We start from the raw sequence: 25,535 nt of genomic DNA, 5'->3' as shown, positions 1-25,535 counted from the left end.
GGAACGGCGCGGGCGCCGGAGCGGGGGCCGCCCCGCACGACGCGATCCGACGAGGAGGCTGCGCACATGGCCGGCATAGGCGGCTGCATCGCCCTGATCGTGGTGGGGGCCGTCCTCACCTTCGCGAGCGACTGGCAGATGGAGAGCGTGAACCTCGACGTGGTCGGGCTGATCATGATGGGCGCCGGCCTGCTGGGCCTCGGCGTGTACGGGAGCGTGCTGCGCCGGCGGCGCGTGCCGGCCGCCCTCCCGGTGGTCGACGAGACCCGCGACCGCACCTGACCCCACCCGCCCCACCCCCAGCGAAGACCAGGAGGCAAACGGAGATGACGAACGTGTCGCGGCTGCCGGGCCCCGCGGAGTACCTGTGGCAGTGGCAGACGGAAGCGGCGTGCCGCGGGCTGGAGCCGGAACGGTTCTTCCACCCCGAGGGCGAGCGCGGCGACGACCGCGCCGCCCGCGACCGCGCGGCGAAGCGCGTGTGCGAGCGGTGCCCGGTCCGCGCCCAGTGCCTGCGGCACGCCCTGCGCGTTCAGGAGCCCTACGGCGTGTGGGGCGGTCTGACCGAGGAAGAGCGCAGGTCCCTGGCCTCACCGCTGCGCGCCACCGCCTGAGGCGGCTTTTAACAGGGCCATTCCCGCACGTCAAGCCACGTATTGCAGTGGCGTGACCGGGATTCCCATTCGGGGTTTATTTGAAGCACGCCCCCACCGGGGGAAACGAATCCCCCGGAAATCCGGGGAGCGGTTGCCGAATTACCTTTGTTTCGAATGGAGAATTCCGATGTACCAGCGTTTCCTGACCCGTCGCATCGTTCTGGCCGGTTCCTCCCTCGCTCTGGTGGGCGGCGGCATCGCCCTCCCGGCGACCGCGATGGCCGCGCCCGCTCCGCAGGCGGTGGTGACCCTGGCCCCGGCCGACAGCGCCGACGGCATCGGTACCGGTGGCGACGCCAACGCCGAGAACACCACGGTCGGCGGCACCGCCACCGGCGGCAACGCCAACTCCGGCGTCGGCGAGTGCAAGGGCAAGTGCACCATCACCACCGGCAACGCCACCGGAGGCAACGCCAGCGCCGACGCCGTGAACACCGGCGACGCCACCGCGGTCGGCGGCGACGGCACCGGCACCGGCGGCACCGTCACGAAGAAGGACATCAAGAAGGAGATCAAGGAGCAGGTGAAGAAGAAGGTGAAGAAGTAACCCAGGCGGACATTCCTGCGGACCCTGCGGATGCCGGAGCGGCCGACGGCCCCTCCGGCATCCGCATGCCCGCGCCTTCCCGGCCCTGACCCCCGCCGGGACCTTCAAGATCTGGGTGCCGCCAGAGGCGCAGGACAGCGCCGCCCTGCTGCGCTCGGGCCTCGCCAAGGCCGACGCGGCCACCCGACGCGTCGCGCCTGGCGCGTCACCGACGGCGGCCGGCCGCCCGGGACGCCGCCCGGGTCCCCCTCCGCCACCGTGCCGGTCTCCCTCGGCGACGAGGAGATCCGTGCGGTCTGACGGGAAGGGGTGGCCGGGCGGGGGCCCGGCCACCTGGGTCAGGTGCCCAGCGGGGCACCGCGCCACTGCTGGTTGGTGTGCGTCGGGGTGCAGTCCCAGATGCCCAGGCGCGCCCCGTTGCCCGTGGCCCAGCCCAGAGCGTCGAGGCAGCGGCCGGAGTGCAGGCTGCGCAGCAGACCGCCCGGGAGCACCTCCCACTTCTGGTTCAGGCCCTGGTGGCAGGAGTTGAGACCGAGCAGCGAGCCGTTCTCCGTCTTCGCGTACTGGACGTCCATGCACCGGCCGAGCGCGCGGAGCGTGCCGTCGGCCTCCAGCCGCCACATCTGCGCGTCGGTGCCGTTGCAGTCGTAGAGCTGGATCGGGGCGCCGTCCTTGAGGCTGGCCCCCTTCACGTCGACGCACTTGCCGGAGTGGACCCCGACGATCTGGCCGGAGCCGGGCGGCGGCGGCGCGGTGCAGTAGATCTCCACGAGCACCTGGTAGTAGTCGCCGCTGCCGATCTGCTGGGCCCGCGGGCCGGCCGACCGGCTGCAGCGGTTGGTGTCGTAGCCCTCGTTCACGGCCTGTGAGTAGGCCGAGTTCCAGGCCGCCTGGACGGCGATGTTGTACGGGCCGTAGCCGGTGCCCAGGAAGTACTTCGGGGCGGTCGGCGCCAATGCCGCCGTGGCGGAGGCGCTCGACGCGGTGTCCGCAGTGCCGGACGCCGACGCCGTTCCGGCGAAGAGCGCCGTGGCGGCGAGGAAGGTCATGGCCGTGGTCGACAGCCATCGAACCAGCTTCACACCAGGCTCCTTTCAAGGGGGTGGTGGCCGTGCAGGTGGATGTGTGCCGCCGGGGCCCCGCGGACGGCTCGACCCTAAGCCGCGGCCTGCGGGCCGGGAGTCTCACGTGAGTATCAACTCCCGACACAGATCGGCCGGTTGTGTGCTGACCTGTGAGGACGGCGGGTGGGTATCGTCCCGGATCCGTGAAGATCACCCATGGCCTCGACGTCCTGCTCGCCGCGCTGGCCGCGCATCCCGTCGTCAACCTGTGCGGCGGGCTCGGCACCGGCAAGAGCACCCTGGCGCGCCGGCTGACGGTGGCGGCGGCCGTCGACCTGTCCGGCCTGCCGGCGGACCGGGCGGGGGAGCGGACCGCCGAGCTGGCGGCGGTGCCCGCCGACGGGCTGCTGCTGGTCGACGGGGTGGACGGACCGGGGCACGCGGAGGCCGTCGCCGAGGCGCTGGACGCGCGTGCCCGGCCGGTGGTGCTGGTCAGCCGGCGCCCGCTGCGAGCCGCCCCCGGCTGGGCGCGGCACGACCCCGTGACCGTGCCGCTCGGTCCCCGCCCGGCAGCGGCCGTGGAGGAGCAGGTCCGGGCCGCGGGCCTGACCGACCCCGAGGCGGTGGCCCTCGCGGTCCGCCTCTCCGGCGGACTGCCCCTGCTGGCCGAACTGGCCTGCCGGGAGCTGCTGTCGGGCACGCCGGCCGACGCACCGGGCGCGGTCGCCGACGCCGTGGCCGAGGAGGTCGTACGCCGGCTCGACCGGGAGCACGCCAGGCCTGGCGGCCGCCACCGGCACGCGCTGCGGCTGCTGGCGACCGTACGGGCCGGGGACGAGCGGCTGCTGGCCGGCGGCCCGGACCTGTTCTCCGCCCTGGCCGGGCTGAGCGTGGTGCGGCGCGAGCCGCTCGGGCTGGCGGTCCGCGAGCCGTACCGGAGCCTGCTGGAACTGGCCTACGCCTGGCGGCGCCCGGGAGCCCACGAAGGCGTGCGCAAGCGCGCCGCGGACTACCGCAGGGCGCAGCTCACCGAGCGCGCGGACCCCCGGGAGCAGGCCCGGCTGGTGGAGCAGGGGCTGTTCCTCTCCGGCGACCCGGTCCTCCGCGACGCCCTGTTCCCGCCGGTCGACGACGCGGCGCTGGTCGGCCCCGCACGGCCGGGGGAGGCCGATGCGGTCGGGCGGCTCATGCGCAGCTGGGCGGCGCGCAGCGGCTTCGACACCCGGCGCGCGGAACGCGTCACGCAGCGCTGGCTGGAGGACGGAACGTCGTCGTTCCACCTGGCCAGGGACCGGGACGGCGCACCGGTGGCACTGGCCGCGCTGCTGCCGGTCGGGTCGGCGACGGCGGACGGGATCGAGCCGCTGCTCCAGCAGCACGCGGAGGGTACGGTGCCCGCGGGCGGCCTGTTCCTGGGGGCCGCCTTCGGCACCGACGCGGGCGCGCACGCCCAGATCCTGCGGCACGTCCTCGTCCGGTCCGTCCTCGCGGGCCACCTCGTGGTCTCCACCGCGAGTCCGGACTACCAACTCCTGCTGCGCACCCTGAGCTTCCGCCCGCACGGCGCGGTCCGGGACGACGTCTACCGCTGCGGGCGGCCCCCGGAGGTGTACAGCCACGACTTCGCGGCCGCCGGCCTGCCGGGGTGGATGCGCCGGCTGGCGCCGGGTGCGGGACCCGGCCCGGCAGCGGACCTGCCCGCGCTGGTCGGCCGGGCGCTGGCCCGCGTACGGGAGCCGGACCGGCTGGCGGACAGCCCGCTGCTGGCCCGGCCGGGGCTGTCCACCCCGGGTTCGCTGTGCGACTGGCTGTACGAGGCGGTGGGCGCCCTCGCCGCCTCGCGGGACGCCGCCGACGCGGAGGCGGGCACCATCCTCGCCGCGTACTACCTCGGGCGCCCCCGTACGCACCACCAGGTGGCCCGGAGCCTCCACCTGAGCCGGGCGACCTACTTCCGCAGGCTCCGCCGGGGCCTGGCGCTGCTGGCCGGCCGGCTGCCGGGCGCCCAGGGCGCCGGACCCGTGCCGGGGCTCGGGACGACCGGGCGGTGAGCGGGGCGGGCCCGCCCGGCGCCCGGACGCAGCCCGCCCGGCGCGCGACGCCGGCCTGGTGGGCGCAGCTCGCGCGACGCGGGTCCGGTCGGCGCAGCTCAGCGCGGTACGCCGGCCTCCGGTGCGTCGCGCCCGCTCAGCGCGGTACGCCCACGGCCGGGCGGCTGGCGAAGTACCCGGCCGCCATGTCCTTCTCGCCGTGCCCGGCCTCCGCCGCGCGCCGGAACCGGGCGCCCGCCGCCTCCGCCATGTCGACGAAGACACCCGCGCCCGCCGCGGCCTCGGAGATCAGCCGGGTGTTCTCCGCCGCGTGCCGCACGGTGAAACTCGGCTGGTAGTCGCCTTCCAGTACGGCCTTCGACTTGGTCTGCACGTACACGTTGTCCATCGGCCCGCCGGTGACGGCGGTGAGGAACAGCGAGGGCTCCACCCCGAGCCCCTCGGTGAGGGCCAGGGCCTCGCCGAGTGCGGCGGTGAGGTTGAGGGCGAAGCCGACGGTCGCCAGCTTCAGCCGGGTCGCGGCCCCCGCCTGGTCTCCCACCCGCACGGTCCGGCTGCCCACGGCGTCGAAGACGGGGTCGAGCCGCGGGTCGGCGGGTCCGGCGGCCAGCACCACCAGCGTGCCCGCCTCGGCCGGCGCCCGGGTGCCCTGCACGGGGGCGTCCACGAACACCAGGCCGTGGTCTCGGGCGAAGGCGGCGAGCTCGTCGAGCGCGCCGACGCCCACCGTGCCCATCTGCGCCCACACCTGACCATCCGTCAGTGCGTCGGCGGCGGACTCCATCACCTCGCGGACGGCGGCTCCGTCGCCGAGCATCGTGATCAGTACGTCCGCCCCCGCGACGGTCTCGGCGGGCGTCGCGCAGACGACGGCCCCGTGTTCGGCGAGCGGGAGCGCCTTGTCCTGCGTCCTGTTCCACACCCGGACGGTGAGGCCTGCGGCCAGCAGGTTGCGCCCCATGCCCGCGCCCATGATCCCGGTACCCAGCAGTGCGATGGTGGTCATGCGGACCAGCGTAGGGGCGCCCGCGGCGGCGGCCCCCGCACCGTGCGGGCCCCCGGCGTGTTGGCGGCACGACCGCGCCGCCCGGCTCCGGGCGGCGCGATCGAAGGGGAGGCGTGGAGTGGTGCGCAGGGGCGGCTCAGCGGGTCGGCGTGACGTGCCGTGGCGTGGTGAGCACGACGGACGGGACCTGGTCGGCGGGGCGGTTGGCCATGAGCCGGGCGTACGCCCGCCGGAGTTCCGCACCGCGTACGGGTCGCCGGGCGGCCAGGGCCGACAGGTCGCCGGGGCACTGGAGTTCCCACCGGGGGAAGCGGCGGCGGTCGCCGGCCACCCGCGCGTTGGGCGCGAAGTAGAACATCGTGGTGTTCTCGTGCGGGTTGTGGGCGGAGCCCTCGAAGAGGAACTGCCCGGCCGACTCCAGTCCGTCGATCAGCCCCCCGATCACGTCCTCGTCGGGAGTCTCCAGGAACAGCCCCACGTGGTTCTCGAAGCCGTGCGCGCGCTCCTGCGCGCCCACCTCGTCCCGGTAGCCGGGGCTGGTGGCGGGGAAGAGGAAGACCTCGACCTCGGGGCCGGGCGCGGGCGTGACCCGGAGCCGGGTCACCCACACCTCGACGTCGTCCGGAAGTCCGTGGCGTTCCACCAGGCGCCGCTTCACGAGGACGCTCGGTATTATCGCCGAAGCGGACCAGCCCTTTTCCTCGAAGTGGTCGAGCGCGGAATCCGCGGTCTGCGGGAAGAGCAGTGTCGCGCAATGCGAGACAATGCAGCGGAAACGTATTTCCCGTTTCAGTCCGCCCGGTATCCAGGGTGGCAGGAGATTGTCCAGGGAACTCTCGGACGCATGGTGCGCGTAATCGACAGCATGCTGGAGGCGTTGGATGTCGCGCGCGTCGAATGCCACGTGTTGCATGTCGCAGCCTTTCTGTTGCCGACACCCGATTAAAGGCATGTCACCCGAGAGGAGGCGCGCAGTTGTAGGCTGGTCGGGTGAACGCGTCGGGGCTGTACTGGGCCGATGCCGGGGCCGCGGTCGGCCCCGCTTGTGGCATCCGGCCGAGTGGCGCATTTTCGGGAAGGGGTCCTTTCCCGGAAGGTGCGGAATATGCCGCCGTACAGCGGAAGAAATACCCCGAGGATCCTGGTCGCCGGAGCCGGAATAGGCGGTCTCACGGTGGCGCTCAGCCTCCACGCCGCGGGCTTCGACGACGTCCTGCTCGTGGAGGCCTGCCCCCGGCTCCGGCCCGTCGGTGCGGGCATCAACCTCCAGCCCGCCGCCGTACGGGAACTCACCGAACTCGGCCTGGGGGAAGCCCTCGACGCGGCGGCGGTGGCGACCTCGCGGCTCCAGTACCACCACCGTTACGGCGGCCTCATATGGTCGGAGCCGCGCGGCCGCGCCGCCGGCTACCACTGGCCGCAGTACTCGATCCACCGGGCACGGCTCCAGGAACTGCTGCTGGCCGCGGTGCGCGAGCGGCTCGGCCCCGGGGCCGTCGTCACCGGCCGCCGCCTCACCGGGTACCGGCAGACCCGTACCGGGGGAGTGCCGGCGGTCCGGGCCCTCGCCGCCGGGGAGTCCGCCCGGTACAGCGGTGACCTGCTGATCGCGGCGGACGGCGTCAACTCGGCGGTGCGCGCCACCATGTACCCCGGCGAGGGCCCGCCGGTGTCCAACGGCATCTGCATGTGGCGGGGCGTCACCGAGGGGCCGGCCTACCTCGACGGGCGCACGATGACGATCTTCGGCTGCAACTCCCGCGTGAAGGCCGTGGTGTACCCCGTCACCCGGCCCGACGCCGCCGGGCGCTGCCTGCTCAACTGGGTGGTCGAGACGCGGGGGGACGGCGGCCCCTCGGAGGGTGGCCCCTCGGAGGGCGGCTCCTCGGGCGCCGGCCTGCCGGGCGGGGGCCCGCCCCCGGCCGACTGGGACTCCGCCACCTCCCCGGACCTGGTCCTCGCCCATCTGGACGGCTGGCGGACCGGGTTCCTCGACCTGCACGCCATCGTCGGCGCGGCACCACGCATCCTCCGCTACCCGATGATCGACCGGGACCCGCTGCCCAGCTGGGTCGACGGCCGGGTCGTGCTGCTCGGCGACGCCGCCCACCCCATGTACCCGACCGGTTCCAACGGCGCCTCGCAGGCCATCGTGGACGCCCGGGTGCTCGCGTACGAACTGGCCCACCACGACGTCGACGAGGCCCTCGCCCGCTACGACGCGGCCCGCCGCCCCGAGACCTCCCGGCTGCTGGCCGCCCACCGCCGCCTGGAGCCGGACCCGCTGCTCCATCAGGTGGAGGTCCTCGCCCCGAACGGCTTCTCCGACATTCGTGAAGTGCTACCAGCACACAGACTGGCCGGCATCAGGTCCTGCACGCGCCAGGTGACGGGCGTGGACGCGGCGGGGCTCAACGCACGTCCCTCGTGGAACGTCCCGGCACGAACGGCTCCGGTATGCGCCTGGTCCACGCCGTAGGCCTGACCTCCGCGGCCCTGCTGGCCGCCCTGCTCCCCGCGGCGGCGGCGTTCCCGACGCCGTCCGCCTCCCGGTCGGCGTCCGCCCCGGCGGTCCCGGAGGACTGCGGGCCGGACCCCTCCGGGACGTGCGTCCGCCGGGGTCCGGAGCAGCGGCTCGGCGACGGGCGGGTGCGCGTCTACACCGAGTACGCCCGCGACCGGCCCCGGGCCGTCGGCGTCGAACTCTCGGCCGGCGCCCTCGACCGGCTGCCGTCCACCCCCACGGACGGCGAGCACTGCCACGACGCGGACGGCGACGGCGTCCGCGACCCCGCCCACGAGTGCGTCGGCGGCCACGGCCGCGAGCTGGCGCTGCCGGCCACCCCGCCGGACCGGCCCGCGCTGCCCTTCGACTGGGTGCTGTTCAACTGGAACCCGCACGGCCACACCCCGCACGGCCGCTACGACGTCCCGCACTTCGACGTGCACTTCTACCTGGTGCCCCCGGCGGAGCGCGCGGCCATCCGGGTCGGCGGCTGCGCACTGATGATCGACTGCGGCCAGCTGGCCACCGCCTCCCGGCCGGTGCCCGCCGCCCACCTGCCCGCCGGGTACCCCGCGTCCAGCCCGCAGACCGCGGAGGGCGCGATGGGCTCCCACCTGGACAGCCGGCCCCCGAGCACGGGGACCCTGGCCGGCCAGACGCTGATCTACGGGGCCTACGGCGGCCGGCTGATCTTCATCGAGCCCATGCTCACCAAGGCGTTCCTGGAGCGGCAGCGGACCGTGCCCGGCCACCGGACCTGCGAGCCGGTGCCGCAGCCGGCCGTCTGGCGGACCCCCGGCTGGTACCCGACGCGCTACTGCACCGCGTACCGGCCGGAGACCGGCGCCCACACGGTCTCGCTCACGGACTTCGTCCGCCGCTCCCCGGACTCCGCGGCCGGTGGCGGCTGGTCGGCGCCGTACGGGGCCTGGCCGGCGGCGTACCCGCGGACGCGGTAGCAGCCGCCGGGGCCGCGCGGGCCCGTCAGGGCGCCGTGACCTCCAGGTGGTACGTGGTGTCCACCCAGAAGCCGTTGGTGGCCTCGGCCCGGATCTCCAGGACGTACTCGCCCGGGGTCAGCGGCGTGATGCCGCACCAGATCCCCCACGCGAAGCGGCGCGTCAGGCCCGTGCGGAAGGGGGCCGCGAACTCCTGGAGGGCCAGCGGTATCCCGTTGAGCGTGGCCGAGGCCTCGGCCACGCCCATGGACTGCGGAACCTTGGAGTACTCCCGGGTGTGCTGCATGTTGAGCACCGGGAAGAACAGCGGCCGGTCGGACGGCACGGCGCAGCGGCGCACCACCTTGCCGCCGTACGTCCCCGCGAGGAACCACAGGTCCCTGGGCTGCTTCCAGTCGGCGAACTCGCCGGTCTCGTCCCGGACCGGGCTGACGTCGTCGGGCGCGGACAGCGCCCACTTCCACCAGCGGCCCGCGAGGCCCCCGCCCTCCTTGGCGCTCAGCGCCCACGTGCTGTCGGTCGATCCGGTGCCGCTCATGGCTCCCCTCCCTCACACGGCCCCGGCGGACGGGGCACGTTTTGAACAGACGGACCCTACCCGGCCGTGACGCAGCCTCCGGACGCGCATCCGCCACGGGCCACGGAGCGACCTGCTCCGCCTGCCGCCCCGGTGCGGACCGGCCCACTCCCGCCCGCTGCCCCCGCGCGTCGCGCGGCCGGGTCCGCGCCGCCCCTCCTACGGTTCCGGTATGTCAGACCTTCCGGCCGACCGGCCGGCGGCCGGGGTCAGCGGCCCCTCGCCCGAGATGCTCGAAGCCCTGCGCGAACGGCTCAAGGAACGCATCTACGCGGCCATCACGATGCTGGCCGTCGTCGTCGGACTGGCCCAGAACCCGCACACCCGGCACGCCACGGCCGCGCTGTACGTGACGTGCACCGCCGTCGGGCTGTGGCTGGCGACGCTGGTCGCCGACGCGCAGGCGCACCGCGTCGTCCACCAGCGCCTGCCCGACCGGCGGGAGGTGCAGCACTTCCTGTTCGTCAGCAGCCCCCTGCTCGGCAGCGCCGCGGGCCCGCTGGTCATGGTGGGCCTGTCGGCCGCCGGTGTGCTCGGGCTGGAGACCGCGCTGTGGGTGGCGGTCGGCGTGGACGTCGCCTCGCTCGCGGCCTGGGGATACACCGGAGGCCGCCGCATGGGCGGCGGCCTCCTCGTATCGGCCCTGGCGGGTCTGGTCGACGCGGCCATCGGCCTCGGGGTGGTGACGGTCAAGCTCGTCGCGGGTCACTGAGGGCCGGGCGCGGGCCCGGAGCGACCGGACCGCTCCTGAGATGGGGTCAGCAGGCCCGTACGGGCTTCAGGTTGTGCACGTAGCGGGCCGAGACCCAGCCGTTGACGTTCTGCAGCCGGTACCAGACCGGGTTGCCCTGCACCCAGCCGCCGCGCTTCTGGCAGTTGAGCAGGACCTTCTGGCGGGGCTTCAGCGTCTTGACCGTCTTCGAGTACACGGTGGGCTTGGCGCGGACGTTCAGGCCGCTCTTGGAGAGGACCACGCCCTCGGGGTACCCGGCCTTGGCGGCGACGGGCCCGGAGTGCGGGGCCCCGGCCGCCCGGCCGGGCGCGGCCGCCTGGTCGCCTGCTGCCCACCCCGCCGCCCCGAGCACCAGTCCGGCCGCCACCACGGGTGCCAACACTGCCGTCTTCATCGTCATCGCTCCACTCCAGCCTCGTGTGCCCGGCCGGTGCACGGGCCGGGTCCGCCTGCCCGACTATCCGGTCCCGCCCCGCGCGCGCGGTGAGGACACGCGCGGGTAGGGCCGTACGGGGGAGCGCGGCCGCCCCGCGGCGGGCGGGGGCGCCCCTCCGGGCGCCGGAGGGCCGCTCAGCTCCGGAGGCTGCGCGCGCCGCGGCCCAGCCGGTCGCGCAGGAGTGCGCGCAGCGGGCCCGGGCTCTCGTAACCGACCCGGCGGGCCACGGCCGCCAGCGGCAGCGCGGTCGTGCGCAGCAGGTGCTCGGCCTGTTCCACCCGGAGGTTCTGCACGAGGCGGATGGGGGAGCAGCCGAGGGTCCGGGTGACCGTGCGCTGGAGGGTGCGCTCGCTCACCCCGAGCGCCCGGGCGGCCGCCGCGATCGACAGCGGCTCGCCCATCCGCGCCCGCACCCACCGCTCGAACGCCGAGACCAGCGGGTCGTGCTCGGCGAGCGCGCTCGGGATCGCGTACGCGGCCTGGGCGGCCCGGTCGTCGACGACGAGGTAGCGCCGCACCAGGTCGGCGAGGGCGGGACTGCGGGTCCCGACGATCGCCAGCGCCAGGTCGAGGTGGCTGAACGCGGCGCCGGCGGTGGTGATCCCGTCGCTGGTCGTCACCATCCTCGCCGATGCCCGCGACCGGCGTGCTGCCGGCGGGCGTCCTGCGCGACGACTACCCCCTGCCACACCGCCCCTGGCGCCCCCTGACACCCCACCACCGCGCCTTCAGGGACACCCTGGCCGGGCTCCCCGCCGTCCGGTCCCCCGCCCTCCGCCGCTTCCGCGGCGCCGGAGGAGGGCTTGCCGCGAGCGGCTAGCCGAGGGGCTCCGGCGGGGGTGTGGTGGTGGTCAGGCGGCGCAGGGTGGCCAGGGACGTGCGGAGGGTCTCGTCGTCGACGCCGGCGTTGAGGGCCACGCGGACGCCGAAGGCCGCGCGGGCGCGGCTCGGGGTGTATTCGTCGCCCGGCGACACGAGGATGCCGGCCTCCCGGGCGGCGGAGGCGAACTGGCCGGCCGACCACGGTTCCGGAAGCGGCAGCCAGAGGTGGGGTGCCGAGGGGTCCACGTGGACGCCGAGCCCGGCGAGGAGTTCGCGGGCCAGGGCGTTGCGCCGGCGGGTCGCCTCCGCGCGGGCTGCGGTCAGGACGCCGGCCGTGCCGCTCCGTACCCAGCGCGCCAGGATGTCGCCGAGCAGCGGCGGGGCCAGCCAGGTGGTGGCCCGGACGGCGGAGGCGAGCTCGGCGTGCGCCTCGCGGGGGGCGGCCAGGACGCCGATGCGCAGCCCCGGCGTGAGGACCTTCGCCGTGCTGGCGACGTGGCAGGTGCGGCCGGGCAGCAGCGCCGCCAGCGGTGCCGGGCGGGCGTCGGCCAGCGGGCTCAGCGGGTCGTCCTCCAGGACCCAGACGCCGGCCCGTTCGCACACCGCGGCGAGCGCCTCGCGCCGGTCGGCCGGCATGGTGCGGCCCGTCGGGTTGGCGAGCGTGGGCTGGAGGTGGACGAGGGCGACCGGTCCTGCCGCACAGGCCCGCGCGAGCGCGTCGGGCAGCATGCCGTGCCCGTCGCTCTCGACGGCGACCAGGGGCACGGAGAGCCGCCGGGCCGCGGCGATCAGGCCGGGGTTGGTGAGCGGGGTGGTCGCCACCGTGCCGCCCGCCCCGGCGAGGGCGAGCAGCGTGACGGTCAGGGCGTGCTGGGCCCCGGAGGTCAGCAGAACGCGCCCGGGTTCCGGGTGCCAGCCGGCGTGGGAGACCCAGGCCGCGGCGGCCTCGGTGTGGGCGGGCGCGTCCTGGTTCTGCTCGGTCGTCGCGACGGCGAGCAACGCGACCGGGTCGTCGGCCAGTCCGGCCAGCGCGGCGCCGAGGAGGCCGGCGGGGTCGACGCCGGGGGAGACCGGCGGGTGCAGGGAGGCCAGGTCCACCGCGCCGCGCTCGGCGCCGGCCAGGCCGAAGCCCGTACGTACGAACGTCCCGCGCCCCACCTCCGAGGAGATCAGCCCGCGGCTCTCGGCCTCCGTGTACGCCCGCGCGATGGTGCCGACGGTGACCCCGAGGGCGCGGGCCAGCGCGCGCTGCGTGGGCAGCCGGTCGCCCGCACGCAGCCGCCCGGCGGCGATGTCGCGGGCCAGGGCATCGGCGAGGGCACGGTAGGCGGGGCGGCCGGGGGCCGGCTCGCCGGGCAGCCAGGAGGCTTCCGGGTGGGACATCGGGCCCTTCCTCTCGTGGCGGTGCCGCCGTGTGCCGCCGCTCGGACGGGCGGATGCGCGGATCGACACCCCTGGGCGACCGGATTGACACCCAAGATTAGCGTCACGATCGGCACGTGTACGGGCGCAATCCGCTGTCGGCGCTCGATTGAACCCCTTACTCGGTCGATTGACACCCTTCATTGGGTCTCTCTAGGGTGTCAATCGTGAAACCCCACCCCATATGGCGGAGCCGCGGCTTCCGCGGCCTGTGGGCCTCGGTCGGCGTCAGCCTGGCCGGCACCCACGTCTCCGTGATCGCCCTGCCCCTCACCGCCCTCGGCGCGCTCGACGCCACCCCCGGCCAGGTCGCCCTGCTCGCCGCCGCGGCCACGGCGCCGTTCCTGCTCCTCGGTCTCCCGGCCGGTGCCTGGGTCGACCGCCTGCCCCTGCGCCCGCTGATGATCCGCTGCGACGTGGTGCGCTTCCTGCTGCTGCTCAGCGTGCCGGTGGCGTACGCCCTGGACGTGCTCGGCCTCGCGCAGCTCTACGTCGTCGCCTTCGCCACCGGTGCCGCGGGCGTCCTCTTCGACGTCGCGGCCCTCTCCGTGCTGCCGTCGGTGGTGGAGCGGGAGCACCTCGCCGTGGCCAACGGACGCCTCGAAGCGGTCCGCGCCACCGCCCAGACCTCCGGCCCGGCGCTCGGCGGCTCGCTCGTCCAACTGCTCACCGCACCCGTCGCCGTGCTCGCGGACGCCCTCAGCTACCTGCTCTCGGCCGTCCTCCTGCGCGGGCTGCCCCTGCTGCCGTCACCGCCGGGCGCGGACCGGTCCGAGGGGCTGCTGCGCCAGGTCGGGGCGGGCCTGCGCTACTGCCTGACGCACCGCCACATCCGCCCGCTCGCCCTGTCCGCGGCCTGGGCGAACCTCTGCACGGAAGCCCTGCTGGCGGTCTTCGTCACCCACGCCGTGCGCGACCTGCACCTTGCGGCGGTCACCGTCGGCCTCGTCCTCGCCCTCTCCAACCTGGGCTACCTGGCCGGCTCGCTGGTCACACCCTGGCTCAACGACCGCCTAGGCGTCGGCCGGACCATCGTCCTCAGCGCGCTCCTCCACGGCGGCTCCGTGCTGGTGGCCCTCGCCCCGGAGACGGCGACCTGGGCCTGGCTCGCCGCCGGCCTCGCCCTCACCGCCGCGGGCGGCGGCATCTGGAACGTCGACGCGGTCACCCTCCGCCAGGCCGGCACGCCGCCGGAGATGCTGGCCCGGATGAACGCGACCAACCGGTTCCTCATCTGGGGCACGATGCCCCTCGGCGCGGCGGCGGGAGCGCTGCTGGCCGAGGTGTGGGACCTGCGTACGGCCGTCACGGTCGCCGCCCTGGCCCTGCCCTGCTGCGCCCTCCCGGTGTTCTTCTCGGCGGTGCGCCGGCTGAAGACGATGCCCCTCCGGCCCGATCCGGAGCCCGATCCGGAGCCCGGTTCCGGTCCTGCTCCCGAGGGTGAGCCCGCCCCGGCCGCCGTGCGCCCCGCCTGATCCCGGGGCTCAGGAACTCCCGGGCGCCCCGAGGAGGCGGCGCAGCCAGCGCGTCCGGCTGTCCCGGGCGTCACGCGTCAGGGCCGCGTGGGGGGCCAGGCCGTCGAAGCCGTGGAACGCGCCCGGCCACACGTGCAGTTCGGCCTGGCCGCCGGCCCGCCAGAGCGCGTTCGCGTAGGCCACGCCCTCGTCGCGGAACATCTCGGCCGACCCGACCTCGACGTAGGCGGGCGGCAACCCGGAGAGGTCCGTGGCGCGGGCGGGCGCCGCGTACGGCGGCGTGTCCCCGGCGTCGTGGAGATCGCCCAGCAGCGCCCGCCACACCGTCGCGTGGGAGGTCAGGTCCCACACGTCGCGGCCCGACAACTGCCGGGCGGAGAAGGTGGAGCCGCGGTCGTCCAGCATGGGGGAGAGCAGCAGCTGCCCCAGTGGCACCGGCCCGCCGCGGTCCCGGGCCAGCAGGGCGAGCGCCGCCGCCAGCCCGCCGCCGGCGCTCTTCCCGCCCAGCACGATCCGGTCCGCGTCGGCGCCCAGCGCGGCCGCGTGCCCGGCGGCCCAGACCAGGCCGGCGTAACAGTCCTCCAGCGCCCCCGGGTACCGCGTCCGCGGCGCAAGCCGGGCCTCGGCGGAGACGACGGCCAGCCCCAGCGGCAGGACCCACTCCTGGAGCACCCGCGGCAGCACCGACCAGGCGTTGCCCATGACCATCGCCCCGCCGTGCAGGTAGTACAGCAGCGGCAGCGGGCCCGTGACCCCGGCCGGCCGCGCGCTGACGAGGGTCACCTCGGGCGCGCCCGGCGGCCCCGGCACGCGCAGCTCGGCCACCTCGAAGCGCCCGTCGGACCGCAGCTCCGCGACCGTCGGCCGGGGCCGGCTCGCCGCGTCACGCTCCTGCCTGTCCCGGAGGTTGTCCGGAGTCACCGGTTCCCGCGGCCCGCCCCGCCGCAAGTGCGCCAGTACGGCGCCCAGTTCGGGGTCAAAGGGTGGCACGGGCACCTCCGCGGCCTCCTCCGTCCCCGTGGCGGCCTCCCCTCCTCCGGCACCCGCCCCGCGTCCGTGCGCCCCCCGCGGCATCCGACGCTCACCCATGCCCACCTCCGGCAGTACGGCCACAGCGGCACCGCGCGTTCCGGCCGCCGCACCGCCGTGGCTCCGGGCCCCCAGGCCCCCACACCCGTACGGCCCAGCCAACCACAGCGCGCGGCCCGCAGGGGCCCGGCCGGTCGGTTCCCGCCCTCCCGACGCCCGACGGGTGATGTTCGTGCGGGTCGCCGGCCGCCGGGCCGGTCCCCGGGGGCACCCTGCCGATACTGCGGGGATGAGAGCCACCCGCCCGTCCTCCCTGCCGCGCCTCGCCGCGGCCACCGCGGTGACCGCGGTCAGCGCACTGCTCGCCCTCACCGTCCCGGCCACGGCCGCCGGCGGTGCGGGCGGCGGCGACGGGGGCGGCCACCGCCGCCCCTGCGCCGCCTCCCGGATCCCCGACCGCGGCCCCGCCCGCGACATCCTGCGGATCGCCGAGCAGGCCAAGGCCGAGATGGGCCTCAAGTCCGTGATCCTCAAGGTGACCGTGGACGGCCGCGAGGTGGTCACCTCCGCCATCGGCGAGTCGATGACGGGCGTCCCGGCCGACCCCGCCATGCACTTCCGCAACGGCAACATCGCCATCAGCTACATGGGCACGGCGCTCCTGCGCCTCGTCGACCAGGGCAAGGCCCGCCTCGACGACCCCATCTCGCGCTGGCTGCCCGACGTGCCGGACGCCGAGCGGATCACCCTGCGGATGCTGGCCGCCTCCACCACCGGGTTCGTCGACTACGTACCGCTCCCCGAGTTCCAGCAGGTCGTCTACGGGAACCCGTTCCGCCAGTGGACGGCGCAGGAGCTCGTGGCCCTCTCCACGAGCAAGGAGCGCTGGTACGAGCCGGGCACCAACTGGAGCTACTCGCACGCCAACTTCGTCCTCCTCGGCGCCGCCCTGGAGAAGATCACCGGGACGCGGCTGGACATCCTGCTCAAGCGCCAGATCCTGGGCCCGCTCGGACTGCGCGAGACCCGCAACAGCTTCACGCCCGACATCCCGACCCCCGTCCTGCATGCCTTCAACGACGACCGCGGGACGTACGAGGAGTCCACCTTCTGGAACCCCTCGTGGACCACCGCGCCAGGCGCCGTCGAGACCACCGACATCTGCGACCTGGCCCGCTCCGCCTCCGGCATCGGTGCGGGCGAGCTGCTCTCCCCGGCCTCGTACCGGCAGCTGCTGAACCCCGGGACGGTCGGTCTGGGCCACGCCACCGAGAAGTGCCCGGCCACGGTCTGCATCGCGCAGACCGAGAAGACCCACTACGGCATGGGCGTGCTCATCCTCGGCGACTGGATCTCCCAGCACCCGCTGTTCTTCGGCTACTCCGCCTCCATGGCCTACCTGCCGTCCGAGCGGCTGTCCATCGCCGTGTCGACCACGCAGGGCCCCACGGCCGTCGACGGTCACAGCGCCCACACGATCGCCCAGCGCATCGCGGCGGACCTCGTACCCGAGCACCCCATCCCCGACTTCGGCTGACCCGCCGCCCCTGCCGCAGACCGCGCCCTGCCGGACCCGGCACGGCCCTCGGCCCTCGGACCTCGGCCCGCCCTCCTCGCCCCCGCCCCTCTGGGAGACACACCCGTGCCCACCCCTCCCCATCCCGCTCCCGCGCCCCCCTCCGGCGGCGGCCGCCGCCTGCGCGCCGGGCTGTCCGCCACGGCCCTCGCCGCCGTCGCGCTCGGTACGCTGCTCCAGCCCGCCCAGGCGGCCGGCGGCGGACCCGACCCCGCGGGCGGCAAGCCGTACGACGACGCCCGCCTCCAGCGCCAGCTCGAACAGCTGGTCGCCCAGGACGACGGACCTCCCGGCGTGATCGCCGCCCTCACCAGGGGCGGCCGCACGAAGGCGTACACCGCAGGCGTGGGCGACATCGCCACCGGCCGCCCGCCGCGGCTGGACGACCACATGCGCGTCGCCAGCGTCGCCAAGGCGTACAGCGGGGCCGTCGCCCTCCGGCTCGTCGACCGGGGCGAGCTCTCCCTCGACGACACCATCGGCGAGGTGCTGCCCGACCAGCCCGCCGCCTGGCACGCCGTGACGCTGCGCCAGCTGCTCCAGCACACCAGCGGACTGCCCGACTTCTCGGCGTCGCCGGAGTTCCGGGCGATCCTGATCGCCGACCCCCACCACGTCTTCGACTCGCGCAGGCTGCTCGACTTCGTGGCCGGGCAGCCGCTGCTCTTCCAACCGGGCGCGCTGTACGAGTACTCCAACTCCGACAACATCGCGGTCGCCCTCATGGCCGAGGCGGTCACCGGCCGCCGCTACGAGGACCTGCTCAAGGAGCTCGTGTACCGGCCGCTGGGCCTGCGCCGGACCAGCCTCCCCGAGGGCTTCCGGCTGCCGCAGCCGTACATCCACGGCTACGACACCACCGTCGAGCCGCCCGAGGACGTCAGCGAGCTGTTCGGCACCTCGGGATCCTGGGCCTCGGGCGGCATCGTCTCCACGCCCAGGGAGCTGGGCATCTTCATCCGCGCGTACGGCGGGCCCGCCCTGCTGTCGGAGAAGACCCGCAAGGAGCAGCTCACCTTCCGCCCCGGCGACTCCTCGGAACCCGAGGGCCCCGGCACGAACGCCGCCGGCCTGGCGATCTTCCAGTACACGACCCGCTGCGGCGTGCTGTACGGCCACACCGGCAACACCGCGGGCTACACGCAGCTCGCCGCCACCACGCCCGACGGCACCCGGTCGTTGACGTTCTCCGTCAACACCCAGACCAGCAAGAGCAACAAGCCCGCTCTGCTGGCCCGCCTCCGCACCGTCCAGGAGAACTTCGCCTGCGCCCTGCTGAACGGGCACTGACCGCCCGGCTCCACCCGCGTCAGGACGCACCGGCGTCCGGTCCCGTCCGGCCCCGGCCGCGCACGGCGGTGCGTCTTGACGGAGCAGGGGGGTTCGGCGAGCGTGACAGGAGGCCGCGCCCGCCCGCCGGGCGCGCCGGACCGGAGGTCCCCCGTGGGCGAGAACAAACGCCGCATGCTGGCCGGTGACTGGTACCTGCCCGACGATCCCGAACTCGCCGCCGACACCCGCCGTGCCGCCGAGCTGTGCGCCGCGTACAACGCGCCGGGCCCGCCGCCGCCCGAGCGGCGCGACGCCATCCTGCGGGCCGGATCCCCGCAGTGGCCTGCGGTGCTTTCACCCGAAAGCATTAAGATCGCGAGCGGAATCAGCATCTCTGTTCGATAGGGGACACACCACATGGCTCAGGTCACGCTCAAGGGCAACCCGGTGCAGGTCAACGGCACCCTTCCGGCCCCCGGCACCCAGGCCCCCGCGTTCGCCCTCGTGGGAGCCGGCCTGGCGGACGCCGCGCTCGCGGACTTCGCCGGCAAGCGCAAGCTGCTCAACATCTTCCCGAGCGTCGACACCCCCACCTGCGCGGCCTCCGTGCGCGCGTTCAACGAGAGCGCCGCCCGGCTCGACAACACGGTCGTCCTCTGCATCTCCGCCGACCTGCCCTTCGCGCAGGCACGTTTCTGCGGCGCCGAGGGCCTGGAGGACGTCAAGAGCCTGTCGACCCTGCGCGGCCGTGAGTTCCACGAGGCGTACGGCGTCGCCATCGCCGACGGCCCGCTCGCCGGTCTGACCGCGCGCGCCGTCGTCGTCCTCGACGAGAACGACCAGGTCCTGCACTCCGAGCTGGTCGGCGAGATCGCCGAGGAGCCGAACTACGAGGCCGCCCTCGCGGCCCTGAAGTAACCCCGGCCGCCCGGTGCGGGCGGCCGGCGGCCGGACCAGGGCCGCCGCCCGCCCGCACCGGCGGGAAGGGCCCGGACAGGCGCTGCGCCCCGCCGGTTACGGCCCCCCGCCCCCGGTTGCGCCGCTGCCGCCCCCGGCGGCGTCCGCGCCGCCGCCCGCGCCCTCCTCCGCGGTCCGCGCGATCCGGCGGGCCATGCCGCCGAACACCACGGCGTGGAACGGCGCCACGCTCCACCAGTACAGCTGCCCGGCCAGCCCGCGCGGGTGGAACAGCGCCCGCTGCCGGTACCGGGAGCGCCCGTCCCCGTCCGGTTCCGCGTACATCTCCAGCCAGGCCAGGCCCGGCAGCCGCATCTCCGCGCGCAGCCGCAGCAGGCGCCCCGGCTCGATCTCCTCCACCCGCCAGAAGTCCAGCGAGTCGCCGACCCGCAGCCGTGCGGTGTCCCGGCGCCCGCGACGCAGGCCCACGCCGCCGACGAGCCGGTCCAGCCAGCCGCGCACCGCCCAGGCGAGCGGGAACGAGTACCAGCCGTTCTCGCCCCCGATGCCCTCGACCACCCGCCACAGGTCCCGGCTCCCGGCGGCCACCTCCCGTTCGCGCACGTCCTGGTACAGGCTGCCGCCCGCCCAGTCCGGGTCGGTCGGCAGCGGGTCGCTCGGGGCACCGGGCAGCGAGGCGGAGGACCAGCGGGTGGCGACGTCGGCCTCCCGCACCTTCTTCAGCGCCAGGGCCAGCGCCCGGTCGAAGGGGATCGGGGTCCCCGGCGGGTCCGGCACCCACTCGGCGATGTCGTGCTCCGCGCAGACGACCTCGTGGCGCAGCGACTCGGCGAGCGGCCGTGCCAGCCGCGGCGGAACCGGCGTGACCAGGCCGATCCACTGGCTGGACAGCCCCGGCGTCAGCATCGGCACGGACACGATCAGCCGCCGCCGCAGGCCGGCGACCTCGGCGTAGCGGATCATCATCGTCCGGTAGTCCAGGACGTCCGGGCCCCCGATGTCGAAGGCGCGGTTGACGTGGCCGGGCATCGCGGCGCTGCCGACGAGGTAGCGCAGCACGTCCCGGATCGCGATGGGCTGCACGCGGGTGGCCACCCAGCTGGGCGTCACCATGACGGGGAGGCGCTCGGTGAGGTAGCGCAGCATCTCGAACGACGCCGACCCCGAACCGATCACCACCGCGGCCCGCAGCACCGTGGTCGGCACGCCGGACGCCAGCAGGATGCGCCCCACCTCGGCGCGGGAGCGCAGGTGCGGCGAGAGCTCGGCCTCCGGCACGTCCCGGGGCGTCAGCCCCCCGAGGTACACGATGCGCCGTACGCCGGCCTCCGCGGCCGCGTCGGCGAAGCACCGGGCGGCGAGGCGGTCGGTGCGCTCGAAGCCGGGGCCGGAGTTCATGGAGTGCACCAGGTAGTAGGCGACGCGCACCCCGCGCAGGGCGTCCCGCAGGCTTTCGGCGTCGGTGACGTCGCCCTTCACCACCTCGGCCTGCCCGGCCCAGGGGTGGTCCCGCAGATGCGCGGGGGTGCGGGCCAGGCAGCGCACCCGGTACCCGGCGCGGAGCAGCTCGGGCACGAGCCGCCCGCCGATGTAGCCGCCGGCACCGGTCACCAGGCACAGCGGCCCGTCACCGGCCCCGTGCTCCGGATCCTCCGTCGGTCGTGGACTCACGGGTACCATCCTCTCTCCCCCCACCCCTCCCTTCCGCCCGGGAGAGCCGTACGGACGCACCGAACGCGGGAGAGTGCGCGTTCCCCGCCCCCGACGGCAGCACCCGCACCCGCCTCCTCAGGACCCGGCCGACACCACCGGACCATGCCCGCCGTCCGGCAGGCCCCGCAGCTCGCGCGTGCCGGCCGCGACGGCGGCGACGGCGGCGAGGCAGAGCAGCCCGCCCCCGGCCAGCGCGACGGTCCCGGACGTGGCGCCCGCGACGAGCCCGGCCCGCAGGTTGCCGAGCTCCGGACCGGCCTGCCCGACGATCTGCTCGGCGGCCCCCACCCGCCCGAGCAGCCCGGCCGGGGTGTGGGCCTGGACGACCGTGCCCCGGGACACGACGGACACGGTGTCGGCCGCACCCGCCACGACCAGCAGCCCCAGCCCGGTCCACGCGTCCGCGGTCAGGCCGAACAGCGCCAGCGCTGCTCCCCACACGGCGGACCCGCCCAGCATCACCAGCCCGGGGCGCGGCAGCCGGGTGAACGTCCCGGAGAGGAGCGACGCCGCCACCCCGCCGACGGCCAGCGCCGTCAGGAACAGGCCCAGCGTGCGCGGATCGTTCCCGAACCGCTCGGCGTTGACCAGGGGAAACAGGCTCACCGGCATCGCCAGCACGGTGGCTGCCAGGTCCGTGAGCAGCGCGCCGCGGATGACGGGCGTGCGCACCAGGAAGGCGAGCCCGTCCAGCACCCCGCGGGCCCCCGGCCGCGCCGGTTCGTCCCCCGGGGGCATCCGGGGCAGCCCGTACGCGCCGGCCAGCGCGGCGAGGAAGGTGAGGGCGTCCACGAGGTAGCAGACGCCGACGCCCAGACCGCCGGCGATCACCCCGCCCAGGGCAGGCCCGGCCAGCATGGCGGCCTGGAACGAGACGCGCCCCAGGGCCAGCCCCGCGGCCAGCTGCTCCCCGGACAGCAGCGAGGGGACGAACGTGCGCGCGGCCGGGCCCGCCCCGGCGACGAAGCAGGACTGCAGCGCGACGAGCCCCAGCAGCCCCGCGACGGGCAGCGGAGCGAGGAACCCCTGGAGCGCGAGCAGCCCCGAGCACAGGGCCTGACCCCCCGTCATCAGCAGGTAGAACCGCCGCCGGTCGACCCGGTCGGCGACCGAGCCCGCGAAGAGCCCGAGCGCCACGAGCGGAACCGCCTGGGCCAGCCCGGCCGCCCCCGTCCACGCGGTGCTGCCCGTGGTCTGCCAGACCTGGAACATGACCGCGACCAGCGTCATCTGGCTGCCGAACCCCGACAGGGACTGCCCGGCCCACAGCCGCCGGAACGCCGGCACGGTGCGCAGCGGCGAAACGTCGACCAGCGCCCGCCTCAGCCCCATGCGGGGTCCTCGGCCGGCTCCCCGGCGCCCGGGCGGCCGCCGGCGAGCTTCCCCGCCAGGTGGTCGTACGCCGTGTGGGCGTGCAGCCGGACGCCGGTGACGAGGGTCGCGTCGTCGGCGTAGAAGCCCGGGTTGTGGTTGGTGACCAGGCCGAGGCCGCCGGGTACGGGGACGGGCGTGCCCAGCGCGTCGAGCTCGGCGTCCTGGACGCCGAGCATCACGTACAGGCCCCCGTACCGGTTGACCAGCTCGGACACGTCGTCGTACCCCAGCGTCGGCGAGGTCTCCAGCACCCGCTCGGCGCCGACGACGCGCCGCAGCGTGGGCAGCGCGGCCGTCACCCACCCCTCGGTGTTGTGCACGGGCGGCACGTCCTGGAGGTAGTCGACCGCCGCGGTGCAGGAGTACGCGGCCGCGGAGTGCTCGACGAGCCGGGCGAGCCGCTCCTGCACCTCGCCCATGCCGGACTCCACGGCGCAGCGGATCGTGCCCCACAGGGTGACGGTCTCGCCGATGATGTTGAACCGGCCGACGTCCTCGACGTGCCCGATCGTGACCGTGACGGCGTCGAAGGCCCGCAACTGCCGGTACAACTGCCCGATCCCGGTCAGGACCGCGCCGGCCGCCGGCATCGGGTCGATGCCCTGCCAGGGCGTGGAGCCGTGCACCTGCCGCCCGGTGATCACGATCCTGACCAGGCAGGAAGCGGCGTACTGGTTGCCCACGCGGTACCCCACGTATCCCTTCGGGTACGGCGTGACGTGCATCCCGAAGGCCATGGTCGGCTCCGGATCCTCGAACGCGCCCTCCGCGACCATCTGCCGCGCCCCGCCCGGCTCGGCCACGGGCGGGCCCTCCTCGGCGGGCTGGAAGACGAACAGGGCGGTGCCGGGGAGCCGTTCGCGCATCCCGGCCAGCACGGTCGCCGCGCCCATCAGCATGGCGGTGTGGCAGTCGTGCCCGCACGCGTGCGAGACCGGGAACGGGCCCCCGGGGTAGTCCGTGTCGACCACGGTCGACGCGAACTCCACCCCGCTCAGGTCCTTCACCGGCAGGGCGTCCATGTCGGCCCGCAGCGCGACGACCCGCTCCCCGGGCAGCCCGCCGCGCAGTACGCCGACCACCCCGTGCCCGGCGATCCCGGTGCGCACCTCGTCGAGCCCGAGCGAGCGCAGGTGGTCGGCCACGTACCGCGCGGTCCCGGCCTCCCGGTTGGACAGCTCGGGATGCCGGTGAAGGTGGTGCCGCCAGGCGACCACGTCCGAGGCCGCCTCCGCCGCGCGCCGGTCCAGTTCCGCGTACACCGCCCGCCGGTGCGGTTCCGCTTCCACCGCCCGATGATCCGGTTCCGCGTCCACCGTCTCGTCGTCGCCCATGCGCGCCCTCCGTCCGTCCCTACCTGCACCGGTGCCGCCGGCGGCAGCCTACGGACCCCGGCCCCGTACCCGGAGCCGAATTTCCCGTCGCCGCCCGGGTGTCAGCCCGAGGTGGGCCGGCTCCGGGTCGGTCAGCACCCGTGCCCACCACGCGTGCAGGAACCCTGCCCGCCGCTCCGCGGCGAGCGAACACCCTTTCGTCCGGCCGGGTTCCGCAGCAAGGTGGTGATCATGCCGAGCAGCCGGACCGTCGCGGTCCTCTCCGACGTCCACGGGGTGCTGCCCGCCCTGGAGGCGGTGCTCGACGAGCCGGACGTACGGGCCGCCGACCGCATCGTGCTCACCGGCGACATCGCGGCGGGCCCGCAGCCCGCCGAGGTCCTCGACCTGCTGACCGGTCTCGGCGACCGCGCGCTCTGGATCGCCGGCAACGCCGACCGCGAACTCGTCGAGTACCGCCGCGGGCAGCGCGACGCCGTCCCCGACCCGATCGCCCCCTGGGCGGCGGAACAGCTGCGCGATGACCACCTCGACCTGCTGGCCGGCCTGCCCCCTTCCCTGACCCACCCGGTGGACGGCCTGGGCGAGGTGCTGTTCTGCCACGCCACACCGCGCGACGACGAGGAGACGGTGCTGGTGGACTCCCGCCTCGACCGCTGGCAGGAGGTCCTCGCCGGCGTCGACCCCGCGGTACGGACCGTCGTGCTCGGCCACACCCACATGCCGTTCGTACGCCTCGCCCACGGCCGGCTCGTCGTCAACCCCGGCAGCGTCGGCATGCCGTACGGCCGAACCGGCGCCCACTGGGCCCTGCTGGGACCCGGCGTGGCGCTGCGCACCACGCACTTCGACGCCGACGCCGCCGTGGCCCGGCTGACCAGGGACTCGGCGTACCCCGGCATCGCCGACTGGGCGGATGCGTACCTCCGCACCCCACCGACCGACGCGGACGCCCTGGAGGCCTTCGGCCCCCGCGACGGCCGCAGCGCACCACCCGAACGGGAGACCCGCACATGCCACTGAGGACACGCACGCTCCGCCTCGGCCTCTACGCCGACGCCGAAGGGCTGGAGTGGACCGTCGGCCTCGTCGAGGACGCCGTTCGCGCCCGGAGCGCCCGGATCGCCGACACGACCGTCGCCCACACCCTGCCCGGGGGCCACGTGACCACGGCCGAGATGTACGACGTCCTGGCGGACCAGTGGGCCTGGGAGCACCCGGGCCAGGACGCGGGCACCCGCGAACCGGTGGAACTGCGCGTCCGGCTGGTCTGCTCGCTGCGCACCTGGCGCGCCGTCCGCAAGACCGTGCTCCGCACGATGTGCCCGCCGTCCACGGAACCGCACGTCTGCCGTGTCCCGTGGTCCGCCTGAACCACGCCGTCCGCTGCGGGCGCCGGCCGACGCCCCTCAGGCCACCGGAGTGCCGGCCGGCGCGCACACCTGCGCCGGGCCCGCGCGGAAGACCTCGGGGGGCGGCAGGTCGTACTGGAGGCAGCCGGCCTGCGCCGCCGACTCCCCCCGACACGGAACCGGCGGGCCGCCCCACGCATCTGAGAGGGCGTCGCACGCGAGGGAGGCACGGATGACGGGTACGGGGACCGGGACAGGGAGCGGGACCGGTAGGGGCCGGCGGCCCTGGCAGGTCGAGGCGGCCTGGCGGCTGACCTTCGTGGCGTGCGCTGCGGAGGCGGTGGTGTGGGTGCTGGGCGCGTTCGTGGTCGAGCCGACCGGTCTGGACGACATGACCGCGGCCGTCGGGGCCGGTGCCGCCGCCCGGCAGCTGGCCCTGTCCGGTGCGGTGTCGGCCGTGCTCCTGGCGGCCTGGATCGCCGTGGCCGCGTACGTACGGGCGGGCCGCGGGTGGGCCAGGGTCGTGCTCACCGCCGCCGCGGCCGTGGCCCTGCTCGCCCGGGCCGCCGACCTCGGCATGGACGGGACGGTGCCAGGCGGCTGGGCCCTCCTCGCCGGCCTCCCCGACCTGCTGGGCGCGGCCGCCGTCGTACCGCTCCACCTGCCCGCCGCCCACGCCCACTTCCGGCGTCGCCCGCCCGCCGCAGCCTGAC

At 75.4% G+C, this 25,535-nt stretch carries 27 protein-coding genes; 16 read left to right on the top strand and 11 right to left on the bottom strand.

What is annotated here, in order from left to right:
- The first annotated feature begins 66 nt into the window (after positions 1-66).
- The 3 genes from ACIF6F_RS23180 to ACIF6F_RS23170 all read left to right on the top strand — a co-directional run bounded on the left by ACIF6F_RS23180 (position 67) and on the right by ACIF6F_RS23170 (position 1,203).
- Positions 67-282 (top strand): hypothetical protein, encoded by a 216-nt coding sequence (locus tag ACIF6F_RS23180; protein WP_399949510.1) that lies wholly within the window; start codon positions 67-69, stop codon positions 280-282.
- 44 nt (positions 283-326) lie between these two features.
- Positions 327-614 (top strand): WhiB family transcriptional regulator, encoded by a 288-nt coding sequence (locus ACIF6F_RS23175; RefSeq protein WP_399949508.1) that lies wholly within the window; start codon positions 327-329, stop codon positions 612-614.
- 169 nt (positions 615-783) lie between these two features.
- Positions 784-1,203, top strand: coding sequence for a hypothetical protein (locus ACIF6F_RS23170; RefSeq protein ID WP_399949506.1), 420 nt, complete (start codon positions 784-786; stop codon positions 1,201-1,203).
- Between the two features lie 338 nt (positions 1,204-1,541).
- Here the strand turns inward: ACIF6F_RS23170 and ACIF6F_RS23165 are convergent, their stop codons facing one another.
- A complete protein-coding gene (locus ACIF6F_RS23165; RefSeq protein ID WP_399949504.1) occupies positions 1,542-2,285 on the bottom strand; it encodes a ricin-type beta-trefoil lectin domain protein in 744 nt (247 codons plus the stop codon).
- 185 nt (positions 2,286-2,470) lie between these two features.
- Between ACIF6F_RS23165 and ACIF6F_RS23160 the strand changes: the two genes are divergently transcribed.
- Complete coding sequence (locus ACIF6F_RS23160; RefSeq protein WP_399949502.1) at positions 2,471-4,318, top strand: hypothetical protein; 1,848 nt, start codon at positions 2,471-2,473, stop codon at positions 4,316-4,318.
- A gap of 136 nt (positions 4,319-4,454) precedes the next feature.
- Here ACIF6F_RS23160 and ACIF6F_RS23155 read toward each other — a convergent pair whose 3' ends face one another.
- Complete coding sequence (locus ACIF6F_RS23155) at positions 4,455-5,324, bottom strand: NAD(P)-dependent oxidoreductase (RefSeq protein WP_399949500.1); 870 nt, start codon at positions 5,322-5,324, stop codon at positions 4,455-4,457.
- Between the two features lie 136 nt (positions 5,325-5,460).
- Positions 5,461-5,982, bottom strand: coding sequence for a hypothetical protein (locus ACIF6F_RS23150; RefSeq protein WP_399949498.1), 522 nt, complete (start codon positions 5,980-5,982; stop codon positions 5,461-5,463).
- A 447-nt stretch (positions 5,983-6,429) separates the two neighbouring features.
- Here ACIF6F_RS23150 and ACIF6F_RS23145 point away from each other — a divergent pair, with 447 nt between their 5' ends.
- On the top strand, positions 6,430-7,803 hold the full coding sequence (locus ACIF6F_RS23145; protein ID WP_399949496.1) for a flavin-dependent oxidoreductase: 1,374 nt from the start codon (positions 6,430-6,432) through the stop codon (positions 7,801-7,803).
- Entirely contained in the window at positions 7,782-8,789 is a 1,008-nt protein-coding gene (locus tag ACIF6F_RS23140) for a hypothetical protein (RefSeq protein ID WP_399949494.1), read from the top strand. Before ACIF6F_RS23145 ends, ACIF6F_RS23140 begins: the two co-directional genes overlap by 22 nt.
- 25 nt (positions 8,790-8,814) lie before the next feature.
- Here the strand turns inward: ACIF6F_RS23140 and ACIF6F_RS23135 are convergent, their stop codons facing one another.
- Positions 8,815-9,327: a hypothetical protein gene (locus ACIF6F_RS23135; RefSeq protein ID WP_399949492.1), complete on the bottom strand. Its 513-nt coding sequence runs from the start codon at positions 9,325-9,327 to the stop codon at positions 8,815-8,817.
- 211 nt (positions 9,328-9,538) lie between these two features.
- Between ACIF6F_RS23135 and ACIF6F_RS23130 the strand changes: the two genes are divergently transcribed.
- Positions 9,539-10,078 carry a hypothetical protein gene (locus ACIF6F_RS23130; protein ID WP_399949490.1) on the top strand — a complete coding sequence of 180 codons (540 nt, stop codon included), beginning with the start codon at positions 9,539-9,541 and terminating at the stop codon, positions 10,076-10,078.
- A 46-nt stretch (positions 10,079-10,124) separates the two neighbouring features.
- Here ACIF6F_RS23130 and ACIF6F_RS23125 read toward each other — a convergent pair whose 3' ends face one another.
- Both ACIF6F_RS23125 and ACIF6F_RS23120 read right to left on the bottom strand, forming a co-directional pair.
- Positions 10,125-10,493: an SH3 domain-containing protein gene (locus tag ACIF6F_RS23125; RefSeq protein ID WP_399949488.1), complete on the bottom strand. Its 369-nt coding sequence runs from the start codon at positions 10,491-10,493 to the stop codon at positions 10,125-10,127.
- 176 nt (positions 10,494-10,669) lie between these two features.
- Complete coding sequence (locus tag ACIF6F_RS23120) at positions 10,670-11,158, bottom strand: helix-turn-helix domain-containing protein (protein ID WP_399949486.1); 489 nt, start codon at positions 11,156-11,158, stop codon at positions 10,670-10,672.
- Between the two features lie 8 nt (positions 11,159-11,166).
- Between ACIF6F_RS23120 and ACIF6F_RS23115 the strand changes: the two genes are divergently transcribed.
- The gene (locus ACIF6F_RS23115; RefSeq protein ID WP_399949484.1) at positions 11,167-11,355 is read left to right on the top strand and encodes a hypothetical protein; all 189 of its coding nucleotides are present in this window, start codon (positions 11,167-11,169) and stop codon (positions 11,353-11,355) included.
- On the opposite strand, the gene ACIF6F_RS23110 is transcribed toward ACIF6F_RS23115, so the two are convergent.
- A complete protein-coding gene (locus ACIF6F_RS23110) occupies positions 11,352-12,740 on the bottom strand; it encodes a PLP-dependent aminotransferase family protein (protein ID WP_399949482.1) in 1,389 nt (462 codons plus the stop codon). The genes ACIF6F_RS23115 and ACIF6F_RS23110 overlap by 4 nt on opposite strands.
- 206 nt (positions 12,741-12,946) lie before the next feature.
- Here ACIF6F_RS23110 and ACIF6F_RS23105 point away from each other — a divergent pair, with 206 nt between their 5' ends.
- Complete coding sequence (locus tag ACIF6F_RS23105) at positions 12,947-14,254, top strand: MFS transporter (protein WP_399949480.1); 1,308 nt, start codon at positions 12,947-12,949, stop codon at positions 14,252-14,254.
- 9 nt (positions 14,255-14,263) lie between these two features.
- On the opposite strand, the gene ACIF6F_RS23100 is transcribed toward ACIF6F_RS23105, so the two are convergent.
- Entirely contained in the window at positions 14,264-15,244 is a 981-nt protein-coding gene (locus tag ACIF6F_RS23100; protein ID WP_399949478.1) for an alpha/beta hydrolase, read from the bottom strand.
- A gap of 328 nt (positions 15,245-15,572) precedes the next feature.
- Between ACIF6F_RS23100 and ACIF6F_RS23095 the strand changes: the two genes are divergently transcribed.
- The 4 genes from ACIF6F_RS23095 (at position 15,573) to tpx (ending at position 19,049) form a co-directional block, all read left to right on the top strand.
- Positions 15,573-16,820 (top strand): serine hydrolase domain-containing protein, encoded by a 1,248-nt coding sequence (locus tag ACIF6F_RS23095; RefSeq protein WP_399949476.1) that lies wholly within the window; start codon positions 15,573-15,575, stop codon positions 16,818-16,820.
- Between the two features lie 105 nt (positions 16,821-16,925).
- Positions 16,926-18,149: a serine hydrolase domain-containing protein gene (locus ACIF6F_RS23090; RefSeq protein ID WP_399949474.1), complete on the top strand. Its 1,224-nt coding sequence runs from the start codon at positions 16,926-16,928 to the stop codon at positions 18,147-18,149.
- A gap of 153 nt (positions 18,150-18,302) precedes the next feature.
- Positions 18,303-18,536 carry a maltose acetyltransferase domain-containing protein gene (locus tag ACIF6F_RS23085; protein WP_399949472.1) on the top strand — a complete coding sequence of 78 codons (234 nt, stop codon included), beginning with the start codon at positions 18,303-18,305 and terminating at the stop codon, positions 18,534-18,536.
- A 12-nt stretch (positions 18,537-18,548) separates the two neighbouring features.
- Complete coding sequence (tpx, locus tag ACIF6F_RS23080; RefSeq protein WP_399949470.1) at positions 18,549-19,049, top strand: thiol peroxidase; 501 nt, start codon at positions 18,549-18,551, stop codon at positions 19,047-19,049.
- A 96-nt stretch (positions 19,050-19,145) separates the two neighbouring features.
- Here the strand turns inward: tpx and ACIF6F_RS23075 are convergent, their stop codons facing one another.
- The 3 genes from ACIF6F_RS23075 to ACIF6F_RS23065 form a co-directional block, all read right to left on the bottom strand.
- On the bottom strand, positions 19,146-20,720 hold the full coding sequence (locus ACIF6F_RS23075; RefSeq protein WP_399949468.1) for an SDR family oxidoreductase: 1,575 nt from the start codon (positions 20,718-20,720) through the stop codon (positions 19,146-19,148).
- A gap of 117 nt (positions 20,721-20,837) precedes the next feature.
- Positions 20,838-22,094 (bottom strand): MFS transporter, encoded by a 1,257-nt coding sequence (locus ACIF6F_RS23070; protein WP_399949466.1) that lies wholly within the window; start codon positions 22,092-22,094, stop codon positions 20,838-20,840.
- Positions 22,085-23,470, bottom strand: a complete 1,386-nt coding sequence (locus tag ACIF6F_RS23065; RefSeq protein ID WP_399949464.1) for a M20 family metallopeptidase — start codon at positions 23,468-23,470, stop codon at positions 22,085-22,087. Before ACIF6F_RS23065 ends, ACIF6F_RS23070 begins: the two co-directional genes overlap by 10 nt.
- Before the next feature lie 231 nt (positions 23,471-23,701).
- On the opposite strand from ACIF6F_RS23065, the gene ACIF6F_RS23060 reads away from it, so the two are divergent.
- The 3 genes from ACIF6F_RS23060 to ACIF6F_RS23050 all read left to right on the top strand — a co-directional run bounded on the left by ACIF6F_RS23060 (position 23,702) and on the right by ACIF6F_RS23050 (position 25,534).
- Positions 23,702-24,493, top strand: coding sequence for a metallophosphoesterase family protein (locus tag ACIF6F_RS23060; RefSeq protein ID WP_399949462.1), 792 nt, complete (start codon positions 23,702-23,704; stop codon positions 24,491-24,493).
- Entirely contained in the window at positions 24,484-24,843 is a 360-nt protein-coding gene (locus tag ACIF6F_RS23055; protein ID WP_399949460.1) for a hypothetical protein, read from the top strand. Before ACIF6F_RS23060 ends, ACIF6F_RS23055 begins: the two co-directional genes overlap by 10 nt.
- Positions 24,844-25,054: 211 nt before the next feature.
- Positions 25,055-25,534: a hypothetical protein gene (locus tag ACIF6F_RS23050; RefSeq protein ID WP_399949458.1), complete on the top strand. Its 480-nt coding sequence runs from the start codon at positions 25,055-25,057 to the stop codon at positions 25,532-25,534.
- Position 25,535 lies beyond the last annotated feature (1 nt).

Source organism: Streptomyces sp. NPDC086023 (genome assembly GCF_044540325.1).
GTDB lineage: Bacteria > Actinomycetota > Actinomycetes > Streptomycetales > Streptomycetaceae > Streptomyces.
Note: the sequence above shows the minus strand (reverse complement) of the source record. Positions and strands in the feature narration are given on the sequence as shown.